The 21,192-nt window shown below is 60.8% G+C and carries 20 protein-coding genes and 2 pseudogenes; 10 read left to right on the forward strand and 12 right to left on the reverse strand.

All coding sequences use genetic code 11. From position 1 onward, the window contains the following. Position 1: 1 nt before the first annotated feature. From DI606_RS09180 to DI606_RS09190, 3 genes are read right to left on the reverse strand one after another with little or no spacing between them, the layout of a single operon-like run. A complete protein-coding gene (locus DI606_RS09180; protein ID WP_004212643.1) occupies positions 2 to 1,144 on the reverse strand; it encodes a hybrid sensor histidine kinase/response regulator in 1,143 nt (380 codons plus the stop codon). A 2-nt stretch (positions 1,145 to 1,146) separates the two neighbouring features. Continuing rightward, entirely contained in the window at positions 1,147 to 1,572 is a 426-nt protein-coding gene (locus DI606_RS09185) for a response regulator (RefSeq protein ID WP_004212641.1), read from the reverse strand. Further along, the gene (locus tag DI606_RS09190; protein WP_159078589.1) at positions 1,569 to 3,446 is read right to left on the reverse strand and encodes an ATP-binding protein; all 1,878 of its coding nucleotides are present in this window, start codon (positions 3,444 to 3,446) and stop codon (positions 1,569 to 1,571) included. The genes DI606_RS09185 and DI606_RS09190 overlap by 4 nt, the downstream gene beginning before the upstream one ends. Before the next feature lie 589 nt (positions 3,447 to 4,035). On the opposite strand from DI606_RS09190, the gene DI606_RS09195 reads away from it, so the two are divergent. After that, on the forward strand, positions 4,036 to 5,238 hold the full coding sequence (locus tag DI606_RS09195) for a mechanosensitive ion channel domain-containing protein (RefSeq protein WP_004212638.1): 1,203 nt from the start codon (positions 4,036 to 4,038) through the stop codon (positions 5,236 to 5,238). A 328-nt stretch (positions 5,239 to 5,566) separates the two neighbouring features. On the opposite strand, the gene DI606_RS09200 is transcribed toward DI606_RS09195, so the two are convergent. The 4 genes from DI606_RS09200 to DI606_RS09215 form a co-directional block, all read right to left on the reverse strand. After that, positions 5,567 to 6,094, reverse strand: a complete 528-nt coding sequence (locus DI606_RS09200) for an MgtC/SapB family protein (RefSeq protein ID WP_037491505.1) — start codon at positions 6,092 to 6,094, stop codon at positions 5,567 to 5,569. After that, the gene (locus tag DI606_RS09205) at positions 6,087 to 6,695 is read right to left on the reverse strand and encodes a DedA family protein (protein WP_004212634.1); all 609 of its coding nucleotides are present in this window, start codon (positions 6,693 to 6,695) and stop codon (positions 6,087 to 6,089) included. The genes DI606_RS09200 and DI606_RS09205 overlap by 8 nt, the downstream gene beginning before the upstream one ends. A gap of 106 nt (positions 6,696 to 6,801) precedes the next feature. Further along, the gene (locus DI606_RS09210) at positions 6,802 to 7,098 is read right to left on the reverse strand and encodes a hypothetical protein (protein WP_004212633.1); all 297 of its coding nucleotides are present in this window, start codon (positions 7,096 to 7,098) and stop codon (positions 6,802 to 6,804) included. Positions 7,099 to 7,483: 385 nt separating this feature from the next. Continuing rightward, positions 7,484 to 8,092 carry a flavodoxin family protein gene (locus DI606_RS09215; protein ID WP_004212632.1) on the reverse strand — a complete coding sequence of 203 codons (609 nt, stop codon included), beginning with the start codon at positions 8,090 to 8,092 and terminating at the stop codon, positions 7,484 to 7,486. Between the two features lie 106 nt (positions 8,093 to 8,198). On the opposite strand from DI606_RS09215, the pseudogene DI606_RS09220 reads away from it, so the two are divergent. After that, positions 8,199 to 9,051 (forward strand): annotated as a pseudogene (locus tag DI606_RS09220) (SDR family oxidoreductase). Between the two features lie 112 nt (positions 9,052 to 9,163). Then, positions 9,164 to 9,430: a DUF2171 domain-containing protein gene (locus tag DI606_RS09225; protein WP_004212628.1), complete on the forward strand. Its 267-nt coding sequence runs from the start codon at positions 9,164 to 9,166 to the stop codon at positions 9,428 to 9,430. A 45-nt stretch (positions 9,431 to 9,475) separates the two neighbouring features. Here the strand turns inward: DI606_RS09225 and DI606_RS09230 are convergent, their stop codons facing one another. After that, the gene (locus tag DI606_RS09230; RefSeq protein ID WP_004212627.1) at positions 9,476 to 9,847 is read right to left on the reverse strand and encodes a PRC-barrel domain-containing protein; all 372 of its coding nucleotides are present in this window, start codon (positions 9,845 to 9,847) and stop codon (positions 9,476 to 9,478) included. Positions 9,848 to 10,058: 211 nt separating this feature from the next. Between DI606_RS09230 and DI606_RS20335 the strand changes: the two genes are divergently transcribed. Together DI606_RS20335 and DI606_RS09235 are read left to right on the forward strand one after the other, a co-directional pair. Then, positions 10,059 to 10,139 carry a hypothetical protein gene (locus tag DI606_RS20335; protein ID WP_322785798.1) on the forward strand — a complete coding sequence of 27 codons (81 nt, stop codon included), beginning with the start codon at positions 10,059 to 10,061 and terminating at the stop codon, positions 10,137 to 10,139. Positions 10,140 to 10,334: 195 nt separating this feature from the next. Further along, positions 10,335 to 10,622, forward strand: a complete 288-nt coding sequence (locus DI606_RS09235; protein WP_004212625.1) for a hypothetical protein — start codon at positions 10,335 to 10,337, stop codon at positions 10,620 to 10,622. A gap of 547 nt (positions 10,623 to 11,169) precedes the next feature. Here DI606_RS09235 and DI606_RS09240 read toward each other — a convergent pair. The 3 genes from DI606_RS09240 to DI606_RS09250 form a co-directional block, all read right to left on the reverse strand. Continuing rightward, positions 11,170 to 11,562, reverse strand: a complete 393-nt coding sequence (locus DI606_RS09240) for a hypothetical protein (protein ID WP_004212624.1) — start codon at positions 11,560 to 11,562, stop codon at positions 11,170 to 11,172. Between the two features lie 977 nt (positions 11,563 to 12,539). Further along, positions 12,540 to 13,352, reverse strand: a complete 813-nt coding sequence (locus tag DI606_RS09245; RefSeq protein ID WP_293981923.1) for an FUSC family protein — start codon at positions 13,350 to 13,352, stop codon at positions 12,540 to 12,542. Between the two features lie 454 nt (positions 13,353 to 13,806). Further along, entirely contained in the window at positions 13,807 to 15,042 is a 1,236-nt protein-coding gene (locus DI606_RS09250; protein WP_051156936.1) for a HEPN domain-containing protein, read from the reverse strand. Positions 15,043 to 15,492: 450 nt separating this feature from the next. On the opposite strand from DI606_RS09250, the gene DI606_RS09255 reads away from it, so the two are divergent. Then, a complete protein-coding gene (locus DI606_RS09255; protein ID WP_004212620.1) occupies positions 15,493 to 16,395 on the forward strand; it encodes a Ku protein in 903 nt (300 codons plus the stop codon). Positions 16,396 to 16,398: 3 nt separating this feature from the next. After that, the gene (locus tag DI606_RS09260; protein ID WP_004212618.1) at positions 16,399 to 16,656 is read left to right on the forward strand and encodes a hypothetical protein; all 258 of its coding nucleotides are present in this window, start codon (positions 16,399 to 16,401) and stop codon (positions 16,654 to 16,656) included. Between the two features lie 4 nt (positions 16,657 to 16,660). Here DI606_RS09260 and DI606_RS09265 read toward each other — a convergent pair whose 3' ends face one another. Beyond that, positions 16,661 to 16,951 carry a KTSC domain-containing protein gene (locus tag DI606_RS09265; RefSeq protein ID WP_199909653.1) on the reverse strand — a complete coding sequence of 97 codons (291 nt, stop codon included), beginning with the start codon at positions 16,949 to 16,951 and terminating at the stop codon, positions 16,661 to 16,663. Between the two features lie 70 nt (positions 16,952 to 17,021). Here DI606_RS09265 and DI606_RS09270 point away from each other — a divergent pair, with 70 nt between their 5' ends. From DI606_RS09270 to DI606_RS09280, 3 genes and pseudogenes are all read left to right on the forward strand, one after another. Beyond that, positions 17,022 to 17,963 carry a GNAT family N-acetyltransferase gene (locus DI606_RS09270; RefSeq protein WP_004212616.1) on the forward strand — a complete coding sequence of 314 codons (942 nt, stop codon included), beginning with the start codon at positions 17,022 to 17,024 and terminating at the stop codon, positions 17,961 to 17,963. Positions 17,964 to 17,983: 20 nt separating this feature from the next. Then, the gene (gene ligD, locus DI606_RS09275) at positions 17,984 to 20,503 is read left to right on the forward strand and encodes a DNA ligase D (RefSeq protein ID WP_004212614.1); all 2,520 of its coding nucleotides are present in this window, start codon (positions 17,984 to 17,986) and stop codon (positions 20,501 to 20,503) included. Continuing rightward, positions 20,500 to 21,087: pseudogene (locus DI606_RS09280) on the forward strand (exodeoxyribonuclease III); the annotation flags it as partial. The gene ligD and the pseudogene DI606_RS09280, both read left to right, overlap by 4 nt. Positions 21,088 to 21,192: the final 105 nt, after the last annotated feature.

Genomic DNA, 21,192 nt, shown 5'->3' on the forward strand with positions numbered 1-21,192 from the left:
GCTATTGCTTAGATAAGCCTTCGAAAACTAGCGAAAAGGCGGTTCCTTCGCCCACTTTGCTGGCGACTTCCATCCTTGCCCCCATCCGTTCGACAAGGTCGCGGCAGAGCAGTAGTCCCAGCCCGCTCCCCTTCTCTCCCGCAGTCCCTGGCGTCGTGACGCGGCGATCGATGCGGAAGAGATTGTCGATGGCCTGCTGCGACATTCCTACGCCGGAATCCCGAACATGGATAACGAACCGCCCGTCGGTTCCTTTCTCGCAGGCGATGGTGATGCCGCCCCCTGCTGGCGTAAACTTGATCGAATTGCCGACCAGGTTGCGCAGCACCGTCGCGAGCATGTCGCGATGGGCACGGACCATCCCGCCGCCACAATCGAATGACACCGATACGCCCTTCTCTTCAGCCGTGTGGCGGCACACACTCGTCGCTTCCTGTGCGATAGCAGCCACATCGACCATCTCGAGTTCGACATTGCCGCTATCCATCTGGAGCTGTGCCCAGTCGAAAAGGCTTTCCATCAGGGCGTGTGCCTGCACTGCCGCCTCCTGCACGGCCTGCGCACGGATTTGAACCTTCGCGGGATCCTTTTGCGCGGCGGTCCGGCTCAAAGAGTCCGAGAGACCAATGATTGCCTGGAAGGGATTGCGCAGATCATGCGCGATGATCGAAAGCAGCAAGGCCTTCTGACGATTGAGCGCATCGAGAGCGAGGGATTTTTCCTCGGCTTCCCGCTTCGCCTGCTCGAGTTCCGCCAGAAAGGCGCGCCTTGCCTTGGCATAGCGGATTGCACGCGCAAGGCCCGATGGGTTGAGCTCCGCCTTGCTCAAATGATCGAGCGCCCCCGCTCGCATCAGATCGAGGGCCGTCTCGGGGTTGGTCTCGCCGGTAAGGATCAGAACGGCATTGATACCGCACCTTGGAGCGAGCAAAGCCCCCAGCACATCGAAGGCATCGGCATCGGGCAAGCGATAATCGAGCAGGACGCAGTCGAAGGCTTTCTCGCCTGCGAGCGCTAGTCCTTCGGCAGCGTTTGCTGCCTCCGTCAGAACCCAAGTGAGGTCAGAGGCCGACAGCGCCCGCCGGACGGCCTGGCGATCGACTTCATCGTCATCGATAAGGAGGATGTGGGTCTGGGTCGGCATCGTCAGCGCGGAAACTCAACGATTCTCCAATAATGTTCAAGCAGTGATACGGCTTCCATAAAGGTGTTTGCCGGGTCCTGCTTGACGATGTAGCCCGCGACATTGTGCCCATAGGCGCGCGCCTTGTCCTCGTCCGCCTTGGAGGTGGTGATCATGAACACCACAGAGCCTTTCAGCTCCTCATCCGCCCGAATGGCTTCCAGGAATTCGATGCCGTTCATCCGGGGCATGTTGAGGTCGAGCAGGATGAGGTGAGGCTTGGGCAGCTTTTCCTGGCCGTTTTCGCCCCGCAGCACTTCCAGTGCCTCGATGCCGTCACGAGCCACTGTGATCGGGTTGGCGATCCGGCTTTTGGCGAACGCGCGCTTTAGGCCTTGCACATCGACCTCGTCATCTTCGACGAGCAACAGATTGACGGTTGGATTCATGCTCGAGATTCCTTGGAGATAGCGGGCCAGGTGAAATGCACGGTGAGGCCGCGGGCCTCATTCTCGCTCAACCACACCTGTCCGGATTGCCGTTCGACGAGCTTCCTTACAATCGCAAGCCCCATTCCGCTACCTTCCACTTCATCCCTTGGCTTGAGGGTCTGGAACATACCGAACACCCGTTCGCGGAACTGTTCGGGTATCCCTGCCCCATTATCGCTGACGGTGAACTCGTACATGTTGCCCACAGATGCCGCCTTAACCTGGATAAGGCCATGGGCCGGATCCGGGTGATGCTTTACCGCGTTTCCTATGAGGTTCTGCAGCGTCTGGGTGAGCGCGGCTTGCGCGGTTACCAGCGTAGGCAAACTCGCGTCCGCCTCGATCCGAAAGCCCTCCGGCGGGCTGATGAGGGCCGCAAGATCCGAGACCAGCGCCCTCGTATCAACCTCCCGGATCACATTGTCGTCGCGCCCGGCGCGCGAATAGGCGAGCAGATCACTAAGCAGACTCTCGAGCCGACGTACCCGGCTCTTCAGCAAATCCATGTTCGTTCGGGTATCGCCCTCCAGCTTGTCACCCAGGTCCTCCTCGATCCAGCTCGCCAGGTTCTCGATCCCGCGAAGAGGCGCTTTGAGATCGTGTGAGGCGACATAGGCGAACTGCTCGAGCTCGGCATTGGAACGCTGGAGATCATGAGCCTGATGCCGCAGCTTCTGGTCGATTTCCTTTCGATCCGTCACATCGGTAAAGAGCGCGACGACCCCAAGGATACGGCCGCTATTGGCGCGGTGGGGACGGAAGTAACCCTCGAAATCCCTCGGCGACGCGGCATCGGGCAGCTGGAAGGCAAACCGAACTTCCTCCCCGCTGAGTGCCGTCTGGAGTTCGTCGCCAGCGCCTGGGAACGTCTTTTGAGGAAACAATTGATCCAGATTTCGGCCCGAAACATGAGCTACGTCCTCCGCCGTAACGCTGAAGCGGCGCGCAAACTCCTCATTCAGAAAGCCGATGGATCTGTCCGCCTCGATATAAGCGATCATCGCCGGCATGGTATCCGCGGTCACCCGCAGGACCGACGTGCGGTCGAGTTCGATGAGGCTGTCTTTGAACACCGCGACGGCACGCGCCATGGCGCCAACCTCATTGCGGTGGTTGAGGCTTGGGATGGATACCGACGTGTCACGCGCGACAAGCCTCCGCATCGTTTCCGCCAAACCCACAAGGGGACGGGCTATGTACCGGCTGAGGGCTACTGCGACCCCCAGACTGATCAACAATGTCAGGACCAACGAAGCCCACAGGGTGAACCGCGCGGTTTCTTCCGCGCGCGCAACCAGGCGGGTCTGGACAACCAGCGAATCCTGTTCGCGCTGTTCGATAGTGGCGAGCCGTGCGCGGAAGGTGTCGAACATGGCCTTGCCCTGCCCGTCTGCTTCGATCGAACGGGCGTGATCGCGCGCCGTGGGATAGGCCATGTCCCTGATGATGACGGCGCCCACCTGACGCTGCCAGTTTCGCGCCGCTTGTTCGGCTTCTTCAAGCGCATCCAACTGAGGTTGGTTCGTGGCCAGCAGAACCTTCAGCTCCGCGATACTATGGTCGAAGTTGCGTCGCCCCTCTTCATAGGGCTGCAGACTTGTCCGACGTCCGGTCAGCAAATAGCCTCGCGCGCCGGTCTCCTGGTTGAGCATCTCGTTCTTGATGGCGCTCAGTCCGACAATGATCTGCGAAGAGCGGAAGCGCGACGCCGTCGCAGAATGCAATTGGGACAAGGTGATAAGGACGCCTCCGCTGCCGACGAGCGCAATGAGGGCGATCATCGCGATTGCGAAACCGAAAGTTCGATTTAGACTGTAGGTGTTCTCTCGCATCGCCCTTCGCATACCCAGCCTGTGGGAAAATAACAGCAACAGTTTTTAGGGTTTGGTTGGGCGCCAGACTCTGAGTACGAGCCGGTGACGATTCCAGGGATCCCGCTCGGCATTGCGGGCTTTTCTCCCCGTCGGCGGCGCGCGACGACCACCGAATCGATTACATTCATCAGCGGGTTGAGGACCGTCGAGCCCCGGCAATGCCTCGCCAGCAGCGTGACGATCTCCCTCATCGACGTTAGTGCGCCGCCCAGAACAGGCAGATAGGCCGAACGCAGGTAGTTGTCGTTTGCGCTCATCCATGACGATGGTCACGGTGCCCATGATCATGATCGTGATGCTCGTGTGCCCGTGGTGATGATAGCGGTAGGGCGCTGACGATGTTCAAGATTAGGCCAATCGCCGCCGCTACGGTCGCATTCCCGAAAGCGTGAGGGACTTCATCACTCGATACGGGAACAAACTCGGGGTCAGTCCATTTTAGAGGCCCGCGCCGACACTTTGCGCGCCTGTCGTGCAAGCGTCGCCAATCCGCCGGTTCGGGTCGCCATCCGCAACCGCGCCACAGACGCAGGATCATGTGCATACGATGAGCGTAATCCAGATTATCGCCGCAGCCACGCCCGCTGCAACTTCCCCAGCTCTCGCAAGAACCGCCATCCCGGACGTATCCACGCAAATTCGCGACCTGTCGCGATCGACGGTTTCGTGGTTCCAGGCGTACTGGCTGCAGATCATCATCGCATTGGCCATCGCCGTCGCCATCGTCTCCGCGCTCTACGCCCTGCGCGGGCTTGGCGCGCGTCTGTGCCGAAAGGAGCGCGGGCGGGGCGACTGGCGTACCATCGTCGGCCGGGCCATCACCAAGACCACCAACTACTTCATCATCATGGTCGCCATCCGTGCGGTGGACGGATACGCGCAGACGCCTCCGATGCTCGACAAGCTGGTAACGTTCCTGTTCACCCTGGCTGCGGTGATGCAAGGCGCGATCTGGGCGCGCGAGTTCATCCTCGGCGCGATAGAGCACAAGACCTCGGCCGAGCATTTCAAGGGCGAGGCGATCATTAATGCCATGGGCCTCATCCGCCTGTTGGTCAGCGTGGTGGTCTTCGCGGTGGCGGCCGTGGTGCTGCTCGACAACATCGGCGTAAACGTTACCGGCCTCGTCGCGGGTCTGGGCGTCGGCGGTATCGCCATAGGTCTGGCTGCGCAGGGTATCTTCGCCGACCTGTTCGCCGCGCTGGCGATCATCTTCGACCGACCGTTTTCCAAGGGCGACCAGATCAGCTTCGACAATTCGTCGGGCACGATCGAGGCGATCGGTCTCAAGTCCACGCGCATCCGCGCCTATACGGGCGAACTGCGGATCATCTCCAACAAGAACCTGCTCGACAAGGAAATCCTGAACGTCAGCGGGCGTGATCATATCCGTTTGCCGTTCACCATCGGCGTCGCCTACGAGACCCCGCCCGAGACGCTCGCGCGCATTCCCGGCATCCTGACCGAACTTGTCGAGGCGGAAGGCGGTAAGGCGGCAAGGGCCGGGTTCGAGAGCTTCGGCGCTAGTTCGCTCGATTTCAGCCTGCTGGTCGACGTGCCGGGCAAGGACTGGGGCGTGGCGCATCCGCTGCGCGACCGGCTGATGGTGGCGGTCGTGCAAAGGTTCGCCCAGGAGGGGATTTCCATTCCTTATCCCACGCAAACGACGTTCACCGCCGCCCCTGACGGAAAGCTGATCATGCCCTATCCGAGCCCCACGTCATCTGACGACGACGCAAGGGCGCTGTAGGCCCTTCGTCGAAGCCCCGCATGCGTTTCTGCGGAAATTGGCCAGATGGAGGCGGAAATGTAGCTTTCCCGCCATATAGCAGCGGGCCCTGCGGGCCCGAACTGCACAGTCTGCTCCTAAGGACTCCTCTTAACCGGCAGCACGGGCTGGCCGTTAGCCCTGCCGTCCTGGCCGATTTATGGGTGGGTTCTGGGCCGCGTGTGGCGCACGCTGCCGTGGCATCGCTCGCGTTATGACCAATTCCATGTACCTGCATTAGGTCGGATTCCAGGGGGCGAAACCCAGTCAGGGCTCGAAGCCTTGTGCTATGGTGCTCCTCAAGGCGGCTCTACTTTTCCTCCTCGCCAAGCTGACCGGGTGGAGGAGAGGGAACGACAGAGCCACGCCGGTTCGGCATCTGCACCGATTTCTGGCTATCTGGCGATCCGCCATTTTTTGGGAGCATGCGTTCAACGAAGGTCGCAGCGACCAGGAGTAGGACGGCGAGGGCCGTACCTGCCAGCACAAGAATATACTGCCCAGCACCGGCGGTTATGCCGACAGCCGCAGCCATCCAGAGACTGGCCGCCGTTGTCATGTTTCGTACATCGCCCCCGCGCACAAAGATCAAGCCTCCGGCGATAAAGCCGATAGCTTGTGCAAGCCCTTGTATGACGCGAACAGGGTCGCCCTCCCCATGGTGTTCCACGAGTTCCAGGGCAGACAAGGTAAGCATCCCTGAGCTCAGCGCGACTAGACCATGTGTTCGCAGGCCTGCATCATGGCCGTGGCGTTCGCGTTCGAACCCCAGCACGAGGCCCAGAAGCGTCGCGAGCCCGAGCCTCATGAGGGTGACGGAGAGATCGTCCTCAAGCATTTTCGACACTCGGCTTAAAGGTGATGACGCGATAAACGTAGTACAGCAGCACTGCTGCCATGATCGTGAGGCCAGCAGGCCCAAGATAACGATCGACGGCCGAAAATTGTCGGCCGAGGAAGTATCCGGCTCCTGCAAGAAGGCTGTTCCACACAGCCGATCCCAGCGTGGTCAAGATGAGAAACCTTGGAAAAGGAGTGCCGAACACGCCAGCCGGAATCGAGATCAGCGTGCGCAGACCAGGAATGATGTGAGCGACGGGAATGGCCCAGGAACCGTGCCGATCAAACCAAGCATCAACGTGGTCGATTTCGTTAGCCGACAAGGTAAGCCAGCGTCCGTGGCGGTCAGCCAGCTTTTTCAATCGCCGTTCACCACATTTTCCTGCCAGCCACCACCAGAAGGCGGCGCCAGTGACCGTCCCTATCGTGCCGCATATGATGACAAGTATGATGTTGAGGCCGCCGTCGGCGGCAGTGTAGCCGGCCAGGGGCATGATCACTTCAGAGGGTATGGGAGGAAAGACATTCTCAAGCAGCATGAGCAGGCCGATGGCCCAGTACCCCATCCGCTCGACAATATCTGTGATCCATTCCGTCATACACGCCTATCCCGAAAATTAAGATTTGCAGTGCGTCACCAGGACACCCCAGCGTCATGCACGCCACTCACATTCGTGTGCAGCGCCATCATCTTGTGGGTCGACATCAGGCATTTCCTTTGCGTCGGCGGGTTTCCCAGCCCTTTTTCGCGGCCGCAGAGCGCTTTTCCGCGCTCTGACTCGATCCGCCCTTGCGGCCACCTTTGCGCGAACTTTCGTGGTTTTCTTTCTTGCCGCGGCCAGAGCCAGATTTCTTTCCGCCGCCGGACTCCTTGTTGACCGTCGCCCAGGCGCGCCTCTCTGCCTCCTCCTTGCCTACGCCGCGATCCTCATAGCCCTCTTCGATATGCTCGGCCTTGCGCTTCTGCTTGTCGGTGTAGCTCGACTTGTCTCCGCGAGGCATGATCCTTCTCCTTGTCGGTTGCCACCGCCAATCCCTTGAACGCGGCAGCAGCCAATTCGTCCCGATCTGTTTCGATCGGCTCGCCGCAATTTCTTGGTGGTCAGAAATCGCGCTTTGGCGCGATCTTCGCCAGATCGACGCGCGCTTCGAATGCATGCGCCTGAGCATTTCGAAGGTAAATCTGCCGCTGCCCGGCCCGTATTCCACGAGAACCTCGATGTTAGACCAGTTCAACGGGGCCAGCATACGGCGCACCATTCGGGCGCTTGCGGGAAAGGCCGAGCCGACCATTGACGGATGCCGGACGAACTCCCCTGCGGCAATCCATCCTGTATCTTTCACGAAAGCTTTCTCCCTGGAAGCTGATCAGAACGAGAATTTTGGCTCAGCCGGGATAGGGATTTTTCTGCAGCAAGCCGGCCAGATGGGCGGCGTTGCCAGCCACCATCTTTGCAGTTTCCGTCACCTTTTCCGGCGTCGTCGCCAAATCCTTGAAATCCGTGGACCCCATCGCCTCGCCGACCCAGTAGCATGCCGCGACCGCTGGAATGGTCCAGCCTACATCGTTCAGGGCCTGGAAAAGCTGGGCGGATGAAAAATGCGCGCCGTCCTCGTTGCCAACGATCGCCGCCACCGCGACTTTTCCATAGCTGGGCATGCGGCCCTGATCGTCCGTCTCCGAGAGAAACGCGTCCATCCGTTCGAGCACGCGCTTGGCGACGCTGGATATCTGCCCCATCCAGATCGGGCCGCCGAAGACGAGGATGTCGTGCGCCAGTATTTTCTCGCGCAGCGCAGGCCAGGCATCGCCGTCCCCTTCGTCGGATGTTACTCCGGCTCTGATATCGAGCGCTGCCGCCCGCACTGTCTCGGTAATCGTAACCTGACAGTCGGAAAATGCCTGTTTCAACACCGCGATCATGGTGTCGGTTGAGCTGGCTTCCTTCGCGTTGCTCTTAAGGGTGCAATTGAGAGCCAGGGCCTTGAGTGCCATCAATCGTCTCCTTTGGTGTCGACTGACGCAGGCGTGCGATCATCCGTTCACTGACAGGAGAACTCATCGGCAAGAAAAGGGTTCTGTCTCCAAAGGAGATGCCGCAATGACCGAGACCGCCCAGATGATCCACGAAGATGCGCTTCCCGGGCATGAAAGCAAACTCGAGCCAAAGCCCGAGTGGCAGCCTCGCTATAAGGGGGCTGAGCGTCTCAAGGACAAGGTTGCGATCATCACCGGCGCCGACAGTGGCATCGGGCGCGCCGTGGCGGCACTTTATGCCCGTGAAGGCGCTGACATCGCCATAGTCTATCTGCTCGAGGACGACGATGCCGCCGAAACGAAGCGGATCGTCGAGGCCGAAGGACGCAAGGCGATCACCATCCGCGGCGATATCGGCGAGAAGGATTTCAGCGAGGAGATCGTACGCAAGACGCTCGATGCATTCGGCAGGATCGACATTCTCGTCAACAATGCCGGCGAGCAGCATCCCGATGAGGACATCACGGACATAACCGAGGAACAGCTGCGCCGAACCTTCCAGACCAATATCTTTGGCATGTTCTTCCTGACGCACGCCGCGCGCCCGCACCTCAAGCCGGGCGCGGCGATCGTCAACTGCACGAGCGTCACCATGTACCAGGGCAGCAAGGATCTGCTCGACTATAGCTCGACCAAGGGTGCGATCACGGCCTTTACTCGGTCATTGTCGGAAAATCTGGTCGGCGATGGCATTCGCGTGAATGCGGTCGCACCGGGGACCGATCTGGACCCCGCTCAACCCATGCGGCGGCGCAAAACCTGAGAAGCTGGAGCATTTTGGCGAGAGCACGCCCATGGGTCGGCCGGGCCAGCCCAATGAAGTCGCCCCGGCCTTCCTGTTTCTCGCCTGCGAGGATTCCAGCTACATGTCCGGGCAGGTGCTCCATCCAAATGGCGGGATCATTGTGAACGGCTAGATCGCTTCTGCCGCTCGACGGGACATAGCGCAAACCAACTGCCCGGCGACGGGAAAATCGAGCCCGGCCTGGCAAATGGGTACAGAAATTTCACCAGATGAAAGGAACTGAGATGACGGACCTGAGCCAAATCAAGGAGCATATGGAGATCATCGGCGCAGATGGCGTCCATATCGGCACTGTCGACAAGGTCGAGGGCGATCGGATCAAGATGACGAAAGCCGACAGCGGCTCGCACTCCGATCATCACCATTATTTTTCAGGAGGATTGGTGGCCGCTGTCGAAGGCAATCAGGTACGTCTGTCTGCAGCCGGATCGGCAGCCGTTCTGCTGGAAGAGGAGGAAGGTGGCGAGGCGCTCAGCGACAAGTCGTCATAAGCGCGAAAAAGTAGCCGGCCCTACGGGCCGGCCACTTCTGTCCGATCAATAGGGGTAGTCGACGCCGTAATGGCCATATACCTCTCGCCCGTAGTTGCGATCGAAAGCCGGCTCGCTGTCGCCTGCATAGCGGGGCGCCTGTTCCAGCACGCTCTTGTCGAGATTGACGACATAGCCTCCCTGATCGGTATCATAGGTCAGCACGTCCCAGGGTAGCGGATAATAATCGCTCCCCAGCCCGAACAGGCCGCCGAACTGAAGTACGGCATATTCCACCTTGCCCGAGCGCTTTTCGACCATGAAATTGTAGATAGAGCCGAGCTTTTCGCGCTGGGCGTTGTAGACGGTGGTGCCCTCAACCTTGTTCGAGGCGATTAGCCGATTGGTTTCGTCCGTGGCAATATCGGTCTGTGCCATGACATCTCTCCTTCCATGGGATGAATGATCAAGGCGAACGCGACAGAGGGAAAGGTGTATCCCGCCTCGTGATACCTGATCGTCGGACTGCCCGTAAAAGCTGCTCAACCGCTTCCCAGACTTCCTCGTCAATTGGCGTCGCCTGTAAAAAGCTTGCCGAAGGGTCTTCGAAAACTGGGAGAGCGAATTTCTCTCGACCGCGGTCCTACTCATACTTTCCCTATTCTTCCGCCAAGGTGAAGCACCAGTATCCAAGCAGATTGCCGCTCCAGATGCCCAAACCGGCGAGTGACGAGGCTGGCCGGCTGAAAACCTGCTACGCCTCTGAGAACCATTTTCGCGGGCGGACTGTAGTCCTCAGGATTTTCCCCGGCATCGCCCTGAAGGGCGCTCGGATCATCTGCCAGCCGGCTGTTCTTTTATCTCGGCCACCCTTCTCCCTTTTCGTGCGTTACGCATACTACGACCGAAACCAGGAGGTGATCGAATGCGCAAACGAGAGAAAGTAGCCGACCTCATTGCCGGTCAGAATGGACGCCAGCGCCGCAAACAGCTCTTTCGCTCGCTCGAGGATACCGCAGCTCGCGCCGTTGTCACCGCGACGGTGACTTTCGCGGTCGGTTGGGTGCTGAAGCGCATGTTCGAAAAATCGGTCAAGCAGGCGGCGAAAGAGGGCGCCCAGGACGGCGTCGACCAACAGGTCGCGCAAAATCCAGATCTCGCAAAAGCAGGCATTTCCGGCACCGCCGCGTCGCAGAGCACTGCAGATACTTGATGCCGGTACCGACAGGATGACCAAATGGCCCCGATCGTTTTATCGGGAGCACCGTCTTACTGTTGGGGAGCAACTAGACACCACAGGTATTTTGCTGGCGTTATTTCGGCTGCTCGCCATCGGTTCCATCAATGCCCGAACATGGTGCTCATATGCTCGCGGGCATCGGCATCATATTGACGTTGAGATAATACAGATCGCCCCACCGATTGTCAGCACAACGATCGCCCAGGCGAGAAGGAACGCAAGGAGGGTCCAGCGTCCATCCGATTGGGCTGCTCGACTGGGATGATTGCGGCGCGCAGTGGATTTGCTCCCCAGCTTTTCAGCCAAGGCAGCGCAGGTGAGTGCATCTACATAATCCTCGGATTCATCCTCCTCGGCCTTTCCTTCGGACAGTCCTCAAGGCCGGTGAATAGCAGCTTTCACCCAAGCATCGTTACACCGGCGCAGGCAGAAAAGCGACTGCGTCGTGGTTTATCGGCGCCAGCTTTGCGCCGCTCGCTGCGCTGTTTCTTGCTGCGAGCCCGCAGGCCGGTGTTCCGTCCTAGTGGCGCGTCGGCTGCGCTGACGGCGCTTCCAAGAACTCGGCGAAAGCCGAATCATCGCCCAGGGCGTACAGTCGCAGCGGATCGTCCGGCGTCATGCGACCGGCCTGCACCTCACGCCCGGTCACATCACGAAGTCGGCTACGGTCCAGCACGCCATCGAGAAGGCTTTCGGCCCGCAAGAACATCCAAATCTGGCTTTGCCGATGAGCGGCAAAAGCGTGGAGATCGCCCCCCGTTTCTTCGAGATGCACCGCCACTAAGTCACAGACAAGATTGAAGATCCGCATGAGGCCAATTCGGCTCTCCTCATCGGTGATGGCCTCGTGCAACTGCAGAACCTCGTCACGGAATGCGGCAAGCGGAATAGCGTCGCCCTCATTGTAAGCCATGAGGCGATTCCAAAGATCTGTGACACGCTGATCCATCATCCTGCCTTCCGTCCGTTTTAGCGATGAAGCCTTTCTCATCACCGCTGCGGGGGCTGTGCAGCATTGTCAGGGTACGCCGCCCTCAGCCTGATCCCCCTAATGGGATGCCTTGAGGCACAAGCCTATGCAAGGCGGAAAGAAAGTTCTCTTTCAGCTCAAAGCAGGCGATCTCTTTCCTGGGCCTCGACAAGGCCGTTCTTACAGTCTTTCTCGTTCCGATCCGAGGCATTTCGGCTTCGGTGCGTGGCGGCCGATCTTGGGCCACAAGCCGCGTCATGGATGTTGTTACGCCCTGCCAGGCCCCCGAAAGAGGGGCTGCCGCCTGGCAGGATACAGCCGTTATTCTCTCCACTGCGGTCGATAGGAGCGTTGAAACGCTATCCTGAAGCCGTACAGCTTCCCAACGCTGTGGTTGGGCATACCGGGCATTCCAAGGCGCGCACCTTGTGTCGGTATGTGGGAGAATGAAGGACGTGGGCACTTAGCAATCGATGCCACCTATATCGGGCGGCAGTTCTGCACAGCAATCCCTACAGGACGCAAAGCAAGCCCTATGTCCAACTCGGCACCATGGGCGAACTATGGGTCGGCTGTCCTTCCTCCGGCGCGCCCGCGATCTTGGGTCTCGCTCGATCAGGTTCGCGCGCTGCTGGGCATTTCCGGCATCGACAGGATCGCCAGGGAGAATCTTCTGGACGTGACTGTAAGCTGGCTGGCCTTACTGCGCTTGGCAAGGAGCTGAGGCTGCGATCGATTTCTGCGATGGCGGGCTCGTTGCAGTGTCCCGTATCACCGACGCACCAGGACCGGCACTGTCAGCCTGAGACTGCAGCGGTTTGCCGTTCTTGGTTAAACGCTGCGGCCTTCCTTATGGGAGCGGGTATGGCCAGAGCGCGACCGCCCCGCTCGAATGGTGATCGCATGAATTTGCAGCAGATTCATTCGTTGTCATCGGCGTTGCGCTGACCCGGCAATCGGCGCGGTGCGATCATTGCCCCGGCCAGGGCGACAGCGCCACCGATCAGCGTTGCGAGCAATCGGTCGGTTTCCGCGCCTTTGATCTCTCCGCCCGCCAGCGCGATCATCAATATGACGCTCATGGTGATGGCCGCGCTCAGAACCGCGTAACGCGCTTTCTGGAACCCGAACGCACAACCAGCGGACAACACAGCAGCACCCGCCAGCGGAAGCGGTACCGCAGCCAGCAGATGCAGCACTATCGTCGCAAGAACAATGCCGGCGACCGTGCCGCCAATTCGCTCGATGCCACGTACACCGGTATCGCGTAGCCCCGGCTTGAGAACGACCATAGCGGTCAGGGCAGCCCAGTAGCCATGCTCGACACCTGCCTTGTCCGCGGCGACTTTTGCGATGGTGATACACAGCGCCGCTCGAAGCGCGTGGAGCAGCATTTCCTGTCGGGTCGCCCGATCGCTGCGCGCTGCCGGAATTTCTTTTCCCTCGCCGATCACTCCCACCATCAATCCGACCGCTGCGATCTGGATCGCAGACCCACCCGCCACCAACACAGCCCGGCGCAGACCATCGAGCACGCTTCCGGGGAAGTGCAGCGCCAGCAGAAAGGCAATGATGATCTGGAGCCAGACCCACCACAAATCGATGTCGCGGCTGATCAACGCACCGCAAAGGCCTCCCATTAGGGCTGTCGCCGCCAGTGTCACATATGGATCGTTGCCAAGGATCGTGCCGATAAAGGCGACAAGTGTCATGCCGATTCCAGCCAGCGTCATCGCGGCCCATCGATTATGAAACACTCGCTTGGTCGCCCCGAAGCCGACCGAGAACGCCGCACCCGCTGCGATGGAGGCCGGCATCGCGGCGCCGGCACTCACACCGCCCACAAGCAACAGGGCGAACCCTGGCATCGCCAACAAAGCACTATGCGTGTTGAATCGAAATATATCTTTGAACTGAGGCATCAATCGGGGCGCCCTCCTGCAGGACACTCCTATCGTGATGATCTCGCGCTTGCCACATGCGCATGCGGACGAGAGCGGCATGTGCGACATGCATTGCCGTTTCATCACTGCCGGCTACGGCTTGCGACATGCCACGAAGCTGCCAGCAGGGTTCTCCCGTCGAGGAGCCCTTCACATCCTCGGTAATTCGGGACCTTGGGCGGTGCATTTCAATGCAGTGCGGCGCGCGGTCCACTCCGGGACTTTCCTTTCGCAGAACGCTTCCTCAACCGGTATCGGCGGGTAACCCTTCATAGCCTGTCACCAACCCTACGGACCGGATCAACGCGCAGACCGTCCCCACAATCTCGTCAGGCGGCACCGCCGCCCCTACGGCCCGCGCCAGCTCCGGGGTTCTGCCCTGGCTGTGATAGCGAGAGAGCGGGCCAATCAACCGCATCAGATCTGGCGAGGGCTCGGGCAACCCGTTCCTCAAGGCGTCCAGCAAGGCATGCTCGAGATCGAGGCCGATTTGCCGGCGGATCAAGTGGTCGTGGTAGCCTGCCTTCAAAAGGATCGCCTTGAGCCCAAACTCGGTAGAATAGGCGGCATGGCGGACGAGGACATCAAGCCCGTATTTCGGCAGGGTCTCCTCCGCTGTCTCCAGGAAATACAGGGCGTGACGGTAATGAGACACCGCCAGAATCCGGTCGAAGTCCTGGGGGCGGTGATAGAGGTTGAGGTTGCGGGATGGGTGATTGCGCGCTCCGGGACGAAGCGAATGCGGGAGGGCATCGTCCCCGATGCACCCGAGCAATTTCCCAAAGGCCTGAGCGAGGTGCATCTCTTCTTTAGCTGAGCTGCGTGTGCACTTCGCCAGTCCCTTGACCGTGCCCAGCCCATGGCGCCGGTACCAGGCGAAGGCAGAATGCTGCGGTTCGGGCAGCCTCATGGCAGCGGCCGTAATCCTGTCAAAACGCGCCTGCGCCTTTGGCTCCCGCGGTCCATCCATTGCGCGGTCGTAGAGAACGATGCCCGTGTCATAGCGATCCGTCAGGAAGTGGTTGTCTTCAACGCGGAACCGTTTGGGCTCATCGATGGTGAAGATGGACAACGTGATCGTCGCCAGGTGATCCACTTCCGCTTTAATGATATGTCGGGCCTCATCCAGATGGCGTGCCCTTCCCTTATTGAACTCGGGATCGACGAATGCCCAGAGTTCGAATTTGGAGAGTTCAAGTTGGTGCTTGTCGATCTTTTGCGGATCGGCGTTGTCGCCCACGAGCATGAGCCAGTAGAGCGAGCCGTACCCGAACGCACGTTCCTGCCCGTCATCGAGACAGGCACATAATATCCGCGTCGTGCGCTCGATCGCTATTCGGTCGTGGGGACATAGATGCATGACGCGCGGCGGAACGCGCTGTCGCAGCTTTTCGAATTCCTCGACAGTGACGTGATCGCCCGTACGGCCCGATAGGGAAGGTGCATCGTCTCCACGGCTTTCGTGCATGGGAATCTCCATCCCGCATCCATGGCGGATGAGGCGGAAGTGCCGAGGCGGATGCGGTGACGATCCCGAACTCCCGCGCACTGGACGCGGGAGCCGCCGGGACTGCTAACACGCAAATGACATGCGCCGCCGTCTTTCACCCGAAGGTTTGGACATGCACGGCGGCATCCCGGAAAACAGAGTTTCCCGAGCTTCCTTGGCCATTTGCGGGATTAGCAGTCCCGGCCCTGCCCTTTTCGCAGCGCCCTCGCCTTCTAGCACTCAACCATAGGGAAGCAAAGTTTGCTGATGCCGTTCCTTATCCCGACCAGCGAGCCGCTGATCGCGGGCTAGCGACAGCCCCATGCACCGGTCATCGACACCTTTGCCTGGTGCGGCGACGTAGATTACGCGGCGATGCAGATTGCGCGGGAACGAGCCGAAGGCATTAGGGATTAGGAGAATCTGCGAAGGAGAGGATCGATGGCTGCACGTCCCTATTGGAAAGGTCAGATCCGACTGGCGCTGGTCTCCATTCCCGTTGAAATCTATTCGGCGACGAGGAGCGGCGCCACGATCGCGTTCAACCAGATCCATGAGCCATCGGGCCAACGGATCAAGTATGAAAAGATCGTGCCGGGGATCGGCCCTGTCGACGTCGATGAGATCGTCAAGGGCTTCGAATATGCCAAGGGCGAGTATGTCCTGCTCGACGACGACGAGATCGAGGGGGTCAAACTGGAGAGCAAGAAAACGCTCGAGTTGACCCAGTTCGTCGATAGCCATGACATCGACGCGATCTATTTCGAGAAGCCCTATTATGTCGTGCCGGCCGACGATCTCGCCGAGGAGGCTTTCATCGTCCTGCGCGAGGCACTCCGCCGCACCCGCAAGATCGGCCTCGGCCAGCTTGCGATGCGCGGACGGGAATATGTCGTCAGCATAAAGGCTTGCGGGCGCGGCATGGTGATGGAGACACTGCGATACGCCGACGAGGTAAACAAGGCGACGAGCTATTTCCGCGAGATCGGTGATACCGATCCGGACGAGGAATTGCTCGACCTCGCCACCACCTTGATCGACAAGAAGACCGGCAAGTTCGATGCGAGGGAGTTTCACGATCGCTATGCCGACGCGCTCAAGGAGCTGATCGAGCGCAAGAAGAAGGGCAAGACGCTTAACATCGAGAGCGATGACAAGGGCAGCGATTCGCGTGGTTCCAACGTCGTCGACCTGATGGCCGCCCTCAAGAACTCGCTCGGCTCATCGGGTGGCGGCTCGTCCAAGGCGACGGCAAAGAAGACCAGCAAGGCTGCCGCGAAACCGGCCGCCAAGAAGGCTGCGGCCAAGCCAGCCACGAAACCGGCTGCGCGCAAGCGGGCCTGATCCGTGGCGGACAGATCCGACCCGGTAGCGGCGACCGTCGACGACGATGCAGCATTTGCCGAAGGCGCCATCACGCTGTGGGCCAATCTGTTGACGTTGATCGGCACGCACTTGCGAGAAACGGGCACGCCCCGCCAGGAAGTGCTCGACATGCTCACCATGCTTCATGAGACCAATGAGGAGACGATCAGGTCGCCGCGCGCGCGGGCCATCGCTTCTCGGCATCTGATGTCGGTTTACCGTGCCCTTGGCGAAGCCTGAGCGATCAGGCGTTCGGCCCGAAGCGCCGTCGTTCGGGATCGCGTGCGTAGCGAAAACGGTCCTTGATCAGCTCATTGAAGAAGCTTCCGGCAGAAGCCGCATGGCAGAAGGCCTCGAAGGTCTCGGCCGGCACGTCGTAATAGAGATATGTGCCAGTATCGCGAAACGAGATCGACAGGATACCGGCATCGTCGTCGAAGCCGATGCGGCTGATCATCGAGGATTGGGAGAAGGGATGCGCGCGCATATCTGGAGAACCGCGCATCACCGGGTGCCGTTCCGGGCGTCGCGCCATCTGGAACCCATAAGACGCCGAGGCGCCCCTGCCGCACTGACAAATACTGGCATCGCAGGCTCGTCGTAAGATGGCAGAGGTCAGCGACGACGAGCTCCGCGAGATGGCGCAGCACCGGGGGCTGAGGCTGGTCAAGTCGCGGCGACGCAAGCCCGGCACCGGCGACTTCGGGAAATATGGCCTGACCGATGCGGGTGGCAAGGCGCTGCTCGGTATCGGCGACGATGGCCTGACCGCGAGCGCCGACGACATCCAGGACTATCTGCGAAGCAGCGAGCAAAGCACATGGAAGCAGTCGGCCGACGCGACTCCCGATCGACCTGCCCCCAGAGAGAAACCCCGCCCGCCCAAGCCCGAGGAGGACGAGGAACCCATCCGCCGCCGGGCAAAACCGGTGTTACGAGATCGTTCGGCGCCGCATAGACGAGAAGAGCCAGGTCCGGCACGGAAACCTTCCAAGAAGGCGCGTTCAAAGCCTTCACTCCGGCTCGTCCCAAAAGCTGAGCCAGCGCCCCAGCCCGATCCCGAGCCTATGCCCGCACCCGAACCGGAGCTGCGTATTCGCGCTGTCACCGCGAACGATGCCGGTTCCCTGGCGGCGCTTTTCGCCCTGCTCAGCGGTGTATCGCTCGATAGCACGCAGGTCGCCGACAATCTCGCAGCCGGCCGAAAGGCGAAGGCCGGAATGGTAGTCGCCGAGCTGGGCGATATCGTCGGCTGCTGCGGATGGGCGGTTGTAGGGACTATCCATCGCGGCCCGATCGGGCGCGTGACAGTGCTCATAGTCGACAAGAGCCACCGTCGTCGAGGCATCGGAACGGCGATGCTGGCGGCCGCCGAGACCGCGCTGGCCAAGGCCGGCTGCCGTCAAATCGAGGCGATGAGCGACATCACGATCGACAACAGCCATAATTTCTTCCGCTCGCTGAAGTTCGAACAGGCAAGCTATCGCTTCGTCCGCACGATCGGCGAAGGGGCGAGTGGGGAACGAGTTCGCCACCGCACGAATTAACAGGCTGATCGGAAATCGATATGGCACAAGCCTCGAGAGCGAACATCACTTCGGCCGACGAGCGCCTCGCAAAATATCGCGAGAAGCGCGACTTTGACCGCACGGCCGAACCGTCGGGCGCAACCGAGCCGACCACCGGCAACGGCTTTGTCGTCCAGAAGCATGCGGCGTCGCGCCTCCACTATGATTTCCGCCTCGAACTGGACGGCACGCTGGTGAGCTGGGCGGTCACGCGCGGGCCGAGCAGCAATCCCGACGACAAGCGCCTCGCGGTCCGCACCGAGGATCACCCGCTCGACTATGCCCGGTTCGAAGGCACGATCCCCAAAGGCGAATATGGCGGCGGCACGGTGATGCTGTGGGACAATGGCACCTGGGAATCGATCCCCGGCAAGGATCCTCGCCAGACGCTGCCCGAAGGTCACCTCCACTTCATTCTTCACGGCCGGCGGATGCAGGGTGAGTGGATCCTCTTTCGTCTGAAGCCGCGCGGCAAGGAAAAGGGCGAGAACTGGATTTTGCGAAAGGTGCAGGATGAATTCGCCGGCGGCTCAGACGATCTGATCGGCACCCATCTTACCAGCGTCGATACGGGGCGCACGATGGAGGAGATTGCAGCGGGCAAGGCTGTGCGCAAGCGCAAGGCGGGCGCCAAAGCGTCACCTGCGGCGGCCGGCAATTCCAGAACGCCCGCCGCCGCGCCCGCCCGCCGCAAGAAATCTGGCCTATTGCCGCCGTTTCAGCCGGTGCAGCTGGCCGCGCTCGTCGATCATGTCCCACCGGGCGATCGCTGGCTGCACGAACTCAAATATGACGGCTATCGAACGCTCCTCGCGATCGGTGGCGGCGAAGGGCGCGCCTATACGCGCTCGGGTCTCGACTGGTCCGATCGGTTCGCCGGGCTGATCACCGACGCGTTGAAGCTGAACGTCGGCAGCGCGCTGATCGATGGCGAGGCGGTGGTGACCCTTCCCGACGGCCGTACCAGCTTTCAGGCCCTGCAGGCGGCGCTCAAAAGCGATCCTGACGCGATCGACTATTTCGCCTTCGACCTGCTTGAACTGGACGGCGAGGATCTGACCCGGTCGCCGCTGATCGAGCGAAAGGAGAAGCTGGCGGCGCTGATCGGCGAAGCCAAAGGGCGCATCCGCTATTCCGATCACATCGTCGGCAATGGCGAGAAGCTGCTAGCCAGCTTCTGCGGCGCCGGCCTCGAAGGGGTGATCTCGAAGCGCGCCGACGCGCGATACAGCGGCTCGCGCTCGGGCACTTGGCTCAAGACCAAGTGTATCCGCCGGCAGGAGTTCGTCATTGTCGGCTGGACGCCCTCGGATAAGCAGCGCGGGTTCCGCTCGCTGCTGCTCGGCGTCAACGAGAATGGGAAGCTGCGCTATGCCGGCAAGGCCGGGACCGGCTTTACCGCCGATGAGATCGAGCGGCTCATGGAAATCATGGCGCCGCTCGCGCGCAAAGGCCCGACCGTCGACGCGCCCCGCGCCGCTGTTCGCGGCGCGCATTGGATCGAACCCAGGCTTGTGGCCGAGATCGCCTTTGTCGAGTTCACCGACGAAGGCGTGCTGCGTCATCCGAGCTATCTTGGGCTTCGCGAGGACAAGAAGCCCGAAGCCGTCGTGCTGGAGACCGAGACACCGGTTGCCATCGCGACCACCCCGGCCCGCAGCAGCGTCAAGATCAGCAATCGCGAGCGGGTGATCTTTCCGGAAGGCAAGCTCACCAAAGGCCAGCTCGCCGATTATTATGAGATCGTCGCGCCGATCATGCTGCCTTGGGCCGGCAGCAGGCCGATCAGCCTCGTACGCTGTCCGCAGGGTCGATCGAAGAAATGCTTCTTCCAGAAACATGACGCCGGCAGCTTTGGCGACGACGTCAAACAAGTCGGCATCCGCGAGAAGGACGGCCATGACGAACCCTATCTGTTCGTCGATACGCCCGCCGGCCTGCTCACCTGCGTCCAGATGGGCACGATCGAGTTTCATGGCTGGGGCGCGCGGATCGAGGATGTCGAGAAGGCTGATCGCCTGGTTTTCGATCTCGATCCCGACGAGGGACTGGATTTCCAGGATGTCGTCTCGGCGGCGTTCCATGTGCAGGACGTGCTCGCTCAGATGGGTCTGACGACCTTCCCGATGGTCACCGGGGGCAAGGGCGTCCATGTCATCGCGCCGCTCACGCCCTCGGCCGAATGGCCGGTAGTAAAGGACTTCGCACATCGCTTTGCTTTGGCGCTCGCCCAGGCCGAGCCGGGCCGCTTCACCGCCGCGTTGGCCAAGGCGAAGCGCACGGGCAGAATCTTCATCGACTATCTGCGCAATCAGCGCGGCGCGACCGCAGTCATGCCCTATAGCGCGCGGACACGCGAATATGCGCCGATCGCGGTTCCGCTGACCTGGGAGGAACTGCGCGATCTCGACAAGCCATCGCACTGGCATATCGGCGATGGAGCGGAGATGGTGAAGCGCGCGGCGTCGAAGAACCTTGCCCATTGGGGGCGCGCCGATCAGATCCTTCCCGACCTGTGATCATCGCGACCTACAATGTGAATGGGGTCAATGGCCGCTTGCCGGTGCTGCTGCGTTGGCTGGCCGAACGCCAGCCCGACATCGTCGTCCTGCAGGAATTGAAGGCGCCGCAGGAGAAATTCCCGCTGCGAGCGATCCGCGATCTTGGCTATGATGCGATCTGGCACGGGCAAAAGAGCTGGAACGGCGTCGCCATCCTCAGCCGTGTCGGCGAGATTCACGAAACCCGCCGGGGTTTGCCCGGCGATCCCGATGACAGTCACATCCGCTATATCGAGGCGGCGGTCAACGGAATCCTGATCGGCGGCCTCTATCTACCCAACGGCAATCCCAGACCCGGCCCCAAGTTCGACTATAAGCTCCGTTGGTTCGAGCGCCTGATCGCGCATGCTGCGGGGCTGCTTGAAACCGGCCTGCCGGTGATGCTCGCCGGGGATTTCAACGTCATGCCGACCGAACTGGACGTCTACAAACCCGAGCGCTGGCTCGACGACGCGCTGTTCGCGCCCGAGGTGCGCGCGGCTTATTTCCGGCTGCTCGACCAGGGCTGGGCCGACGCATTGCGCATCCTCCACCCGGGCGAGGCGCTGTGAACCGCGCCGGGTCTGCCGGAGGCGTTGGGTTGTGAGTCACGCTGCCATATCGATGTTGTCTGCGGCAGCATAATATTGATCTTCGGCTTCGGCAGG

It is taken from the genome of Sphingobium sp. (assembly GCF_003248505.1).
Lineage (GTDB): Bacteria > Pseudomonadota > Alphaproteobacteria > Sphingomonadales > Sphingomonadaceae > Sphingobium.

Coding starts and splice junctions, on each gene's coding strand:
- DI606_RS09180 (WP_004212643.1), bottom strand. CDS start 1,144: ATGCCGACCCAGACCCACATCCTCCTTATCGATGACGATGAAGTCGAT.
- DI606_RS09185 (WP_004212641.1), bottom strand. CDS start 1,572: ATGAATCCAACCGTCAATCTGTTGCTCGTCGAAGATGACGAGGTCGAT.
- DI606_RS09190 (WP_159078589.1), bottom strand. CDS start 3,446: ATGCGAGAGAACACCTACAGTCTAAATCGAACTTTCGGTTTCGCAATC.
- DI606_RS09195 (WP_004212638.1), top strand. CDS start 4,036: ATGAGCGTAATCCAGATTATCGCCGCAGCCACGCCCGCTGCAACTTCC.
- DI606_RS09200 (WP_037491505.1), bottom strand. CDS start 6,094: ATGCTTGAGGACGATCTCTCCGTCACCCTCATGAGGCTCGGGCTCGCG.
- DI606_RS09205 (WP_004212634.1), bottom strand. CDS start 6,695: ATGACGGAATGGATCACAGATATTGTCGAGCGGATGGGGTACTGGGCC.
- DI606_RS09210 (WP_004212633.1), bottom strand. CDS start 7,098: ATGCCTCGCGGAGACAAGTCGAGCTACACCGACAAGCAGAAGCGCAAG.
- DI606_RS09215 (WP_004212632.1), bottom strand. CDS start 8,092: ATGGCACTCAAGGCCCTGGCTCTCAATTGCACCCTTAAGAGCAACGCG.
- DI606_RS09225 (WP_004212628.1), top strand. CDS start 9,164: ATGACGGACCTGAGCCAAATCAAGGAGCATATGGAGATCATCGGCGCA.
- DI606_RS09230 (WP_004212627.1), bottom strand. CDS start 9,847: ATGGCACAGACCGATATTGCCACGGACGAAACCAATCGGCTAATCGCC.
- DI606_RS09235 (WP_004212625.1), top strand. CDS start 10,335: ATGCGCAAACGAGAGAAAGTAGCCGACCTCATTGCCGGTCAGAATGGA.
- DI606_RS09240 (WP_004212624.1), bottom strand. CDS start 11,562: ATGGCTTACAATGAGGGCGACGCTATTCCGCTTGCCGCATTCCGTGAC.
- DI606_RS09245 (WP_293981923.1), bottom strand. CDS start 13,352: ATGACGCTGGCTGGAATCGGCATGACACTTGTCGCCTTTATCGGCACG.
- DI606_RS09250 (WP_051156936.1), bottom strand. CDS start 15,042: ATGGAGATTCCCATGCACGAAAGCCGTGGAGACGATGCACCTTCCCTA.
- DI606_RS09255 (WP_004212620.1), top strand. CDS start 15,493: ATGGCTGCACGTCCCTATTGGAAAGGTCAGATCCGACTGGCGCTGGTC.
- DI606_RS09265 (WP_199909653.1), bottom strand. CDS start 16,951: ATGGCGCGACGCCCGGAACGGCACCCGGTGATGCGCGGTTCTCCAGAT.
- DI606_RS09270 (WP_004212616.1), top strand. CDS start 17,022: ATGGCAGAGGTCAGCGACGACGAGCTCCGCGAGATGGCGCAGCACCGG.
- ligD (WP_004212614.1), top strand. CDS start 17,984: ATGGCACAAGCCTCGAGAGCGAACATCACTTCGGCCGACGAGCGCCTC.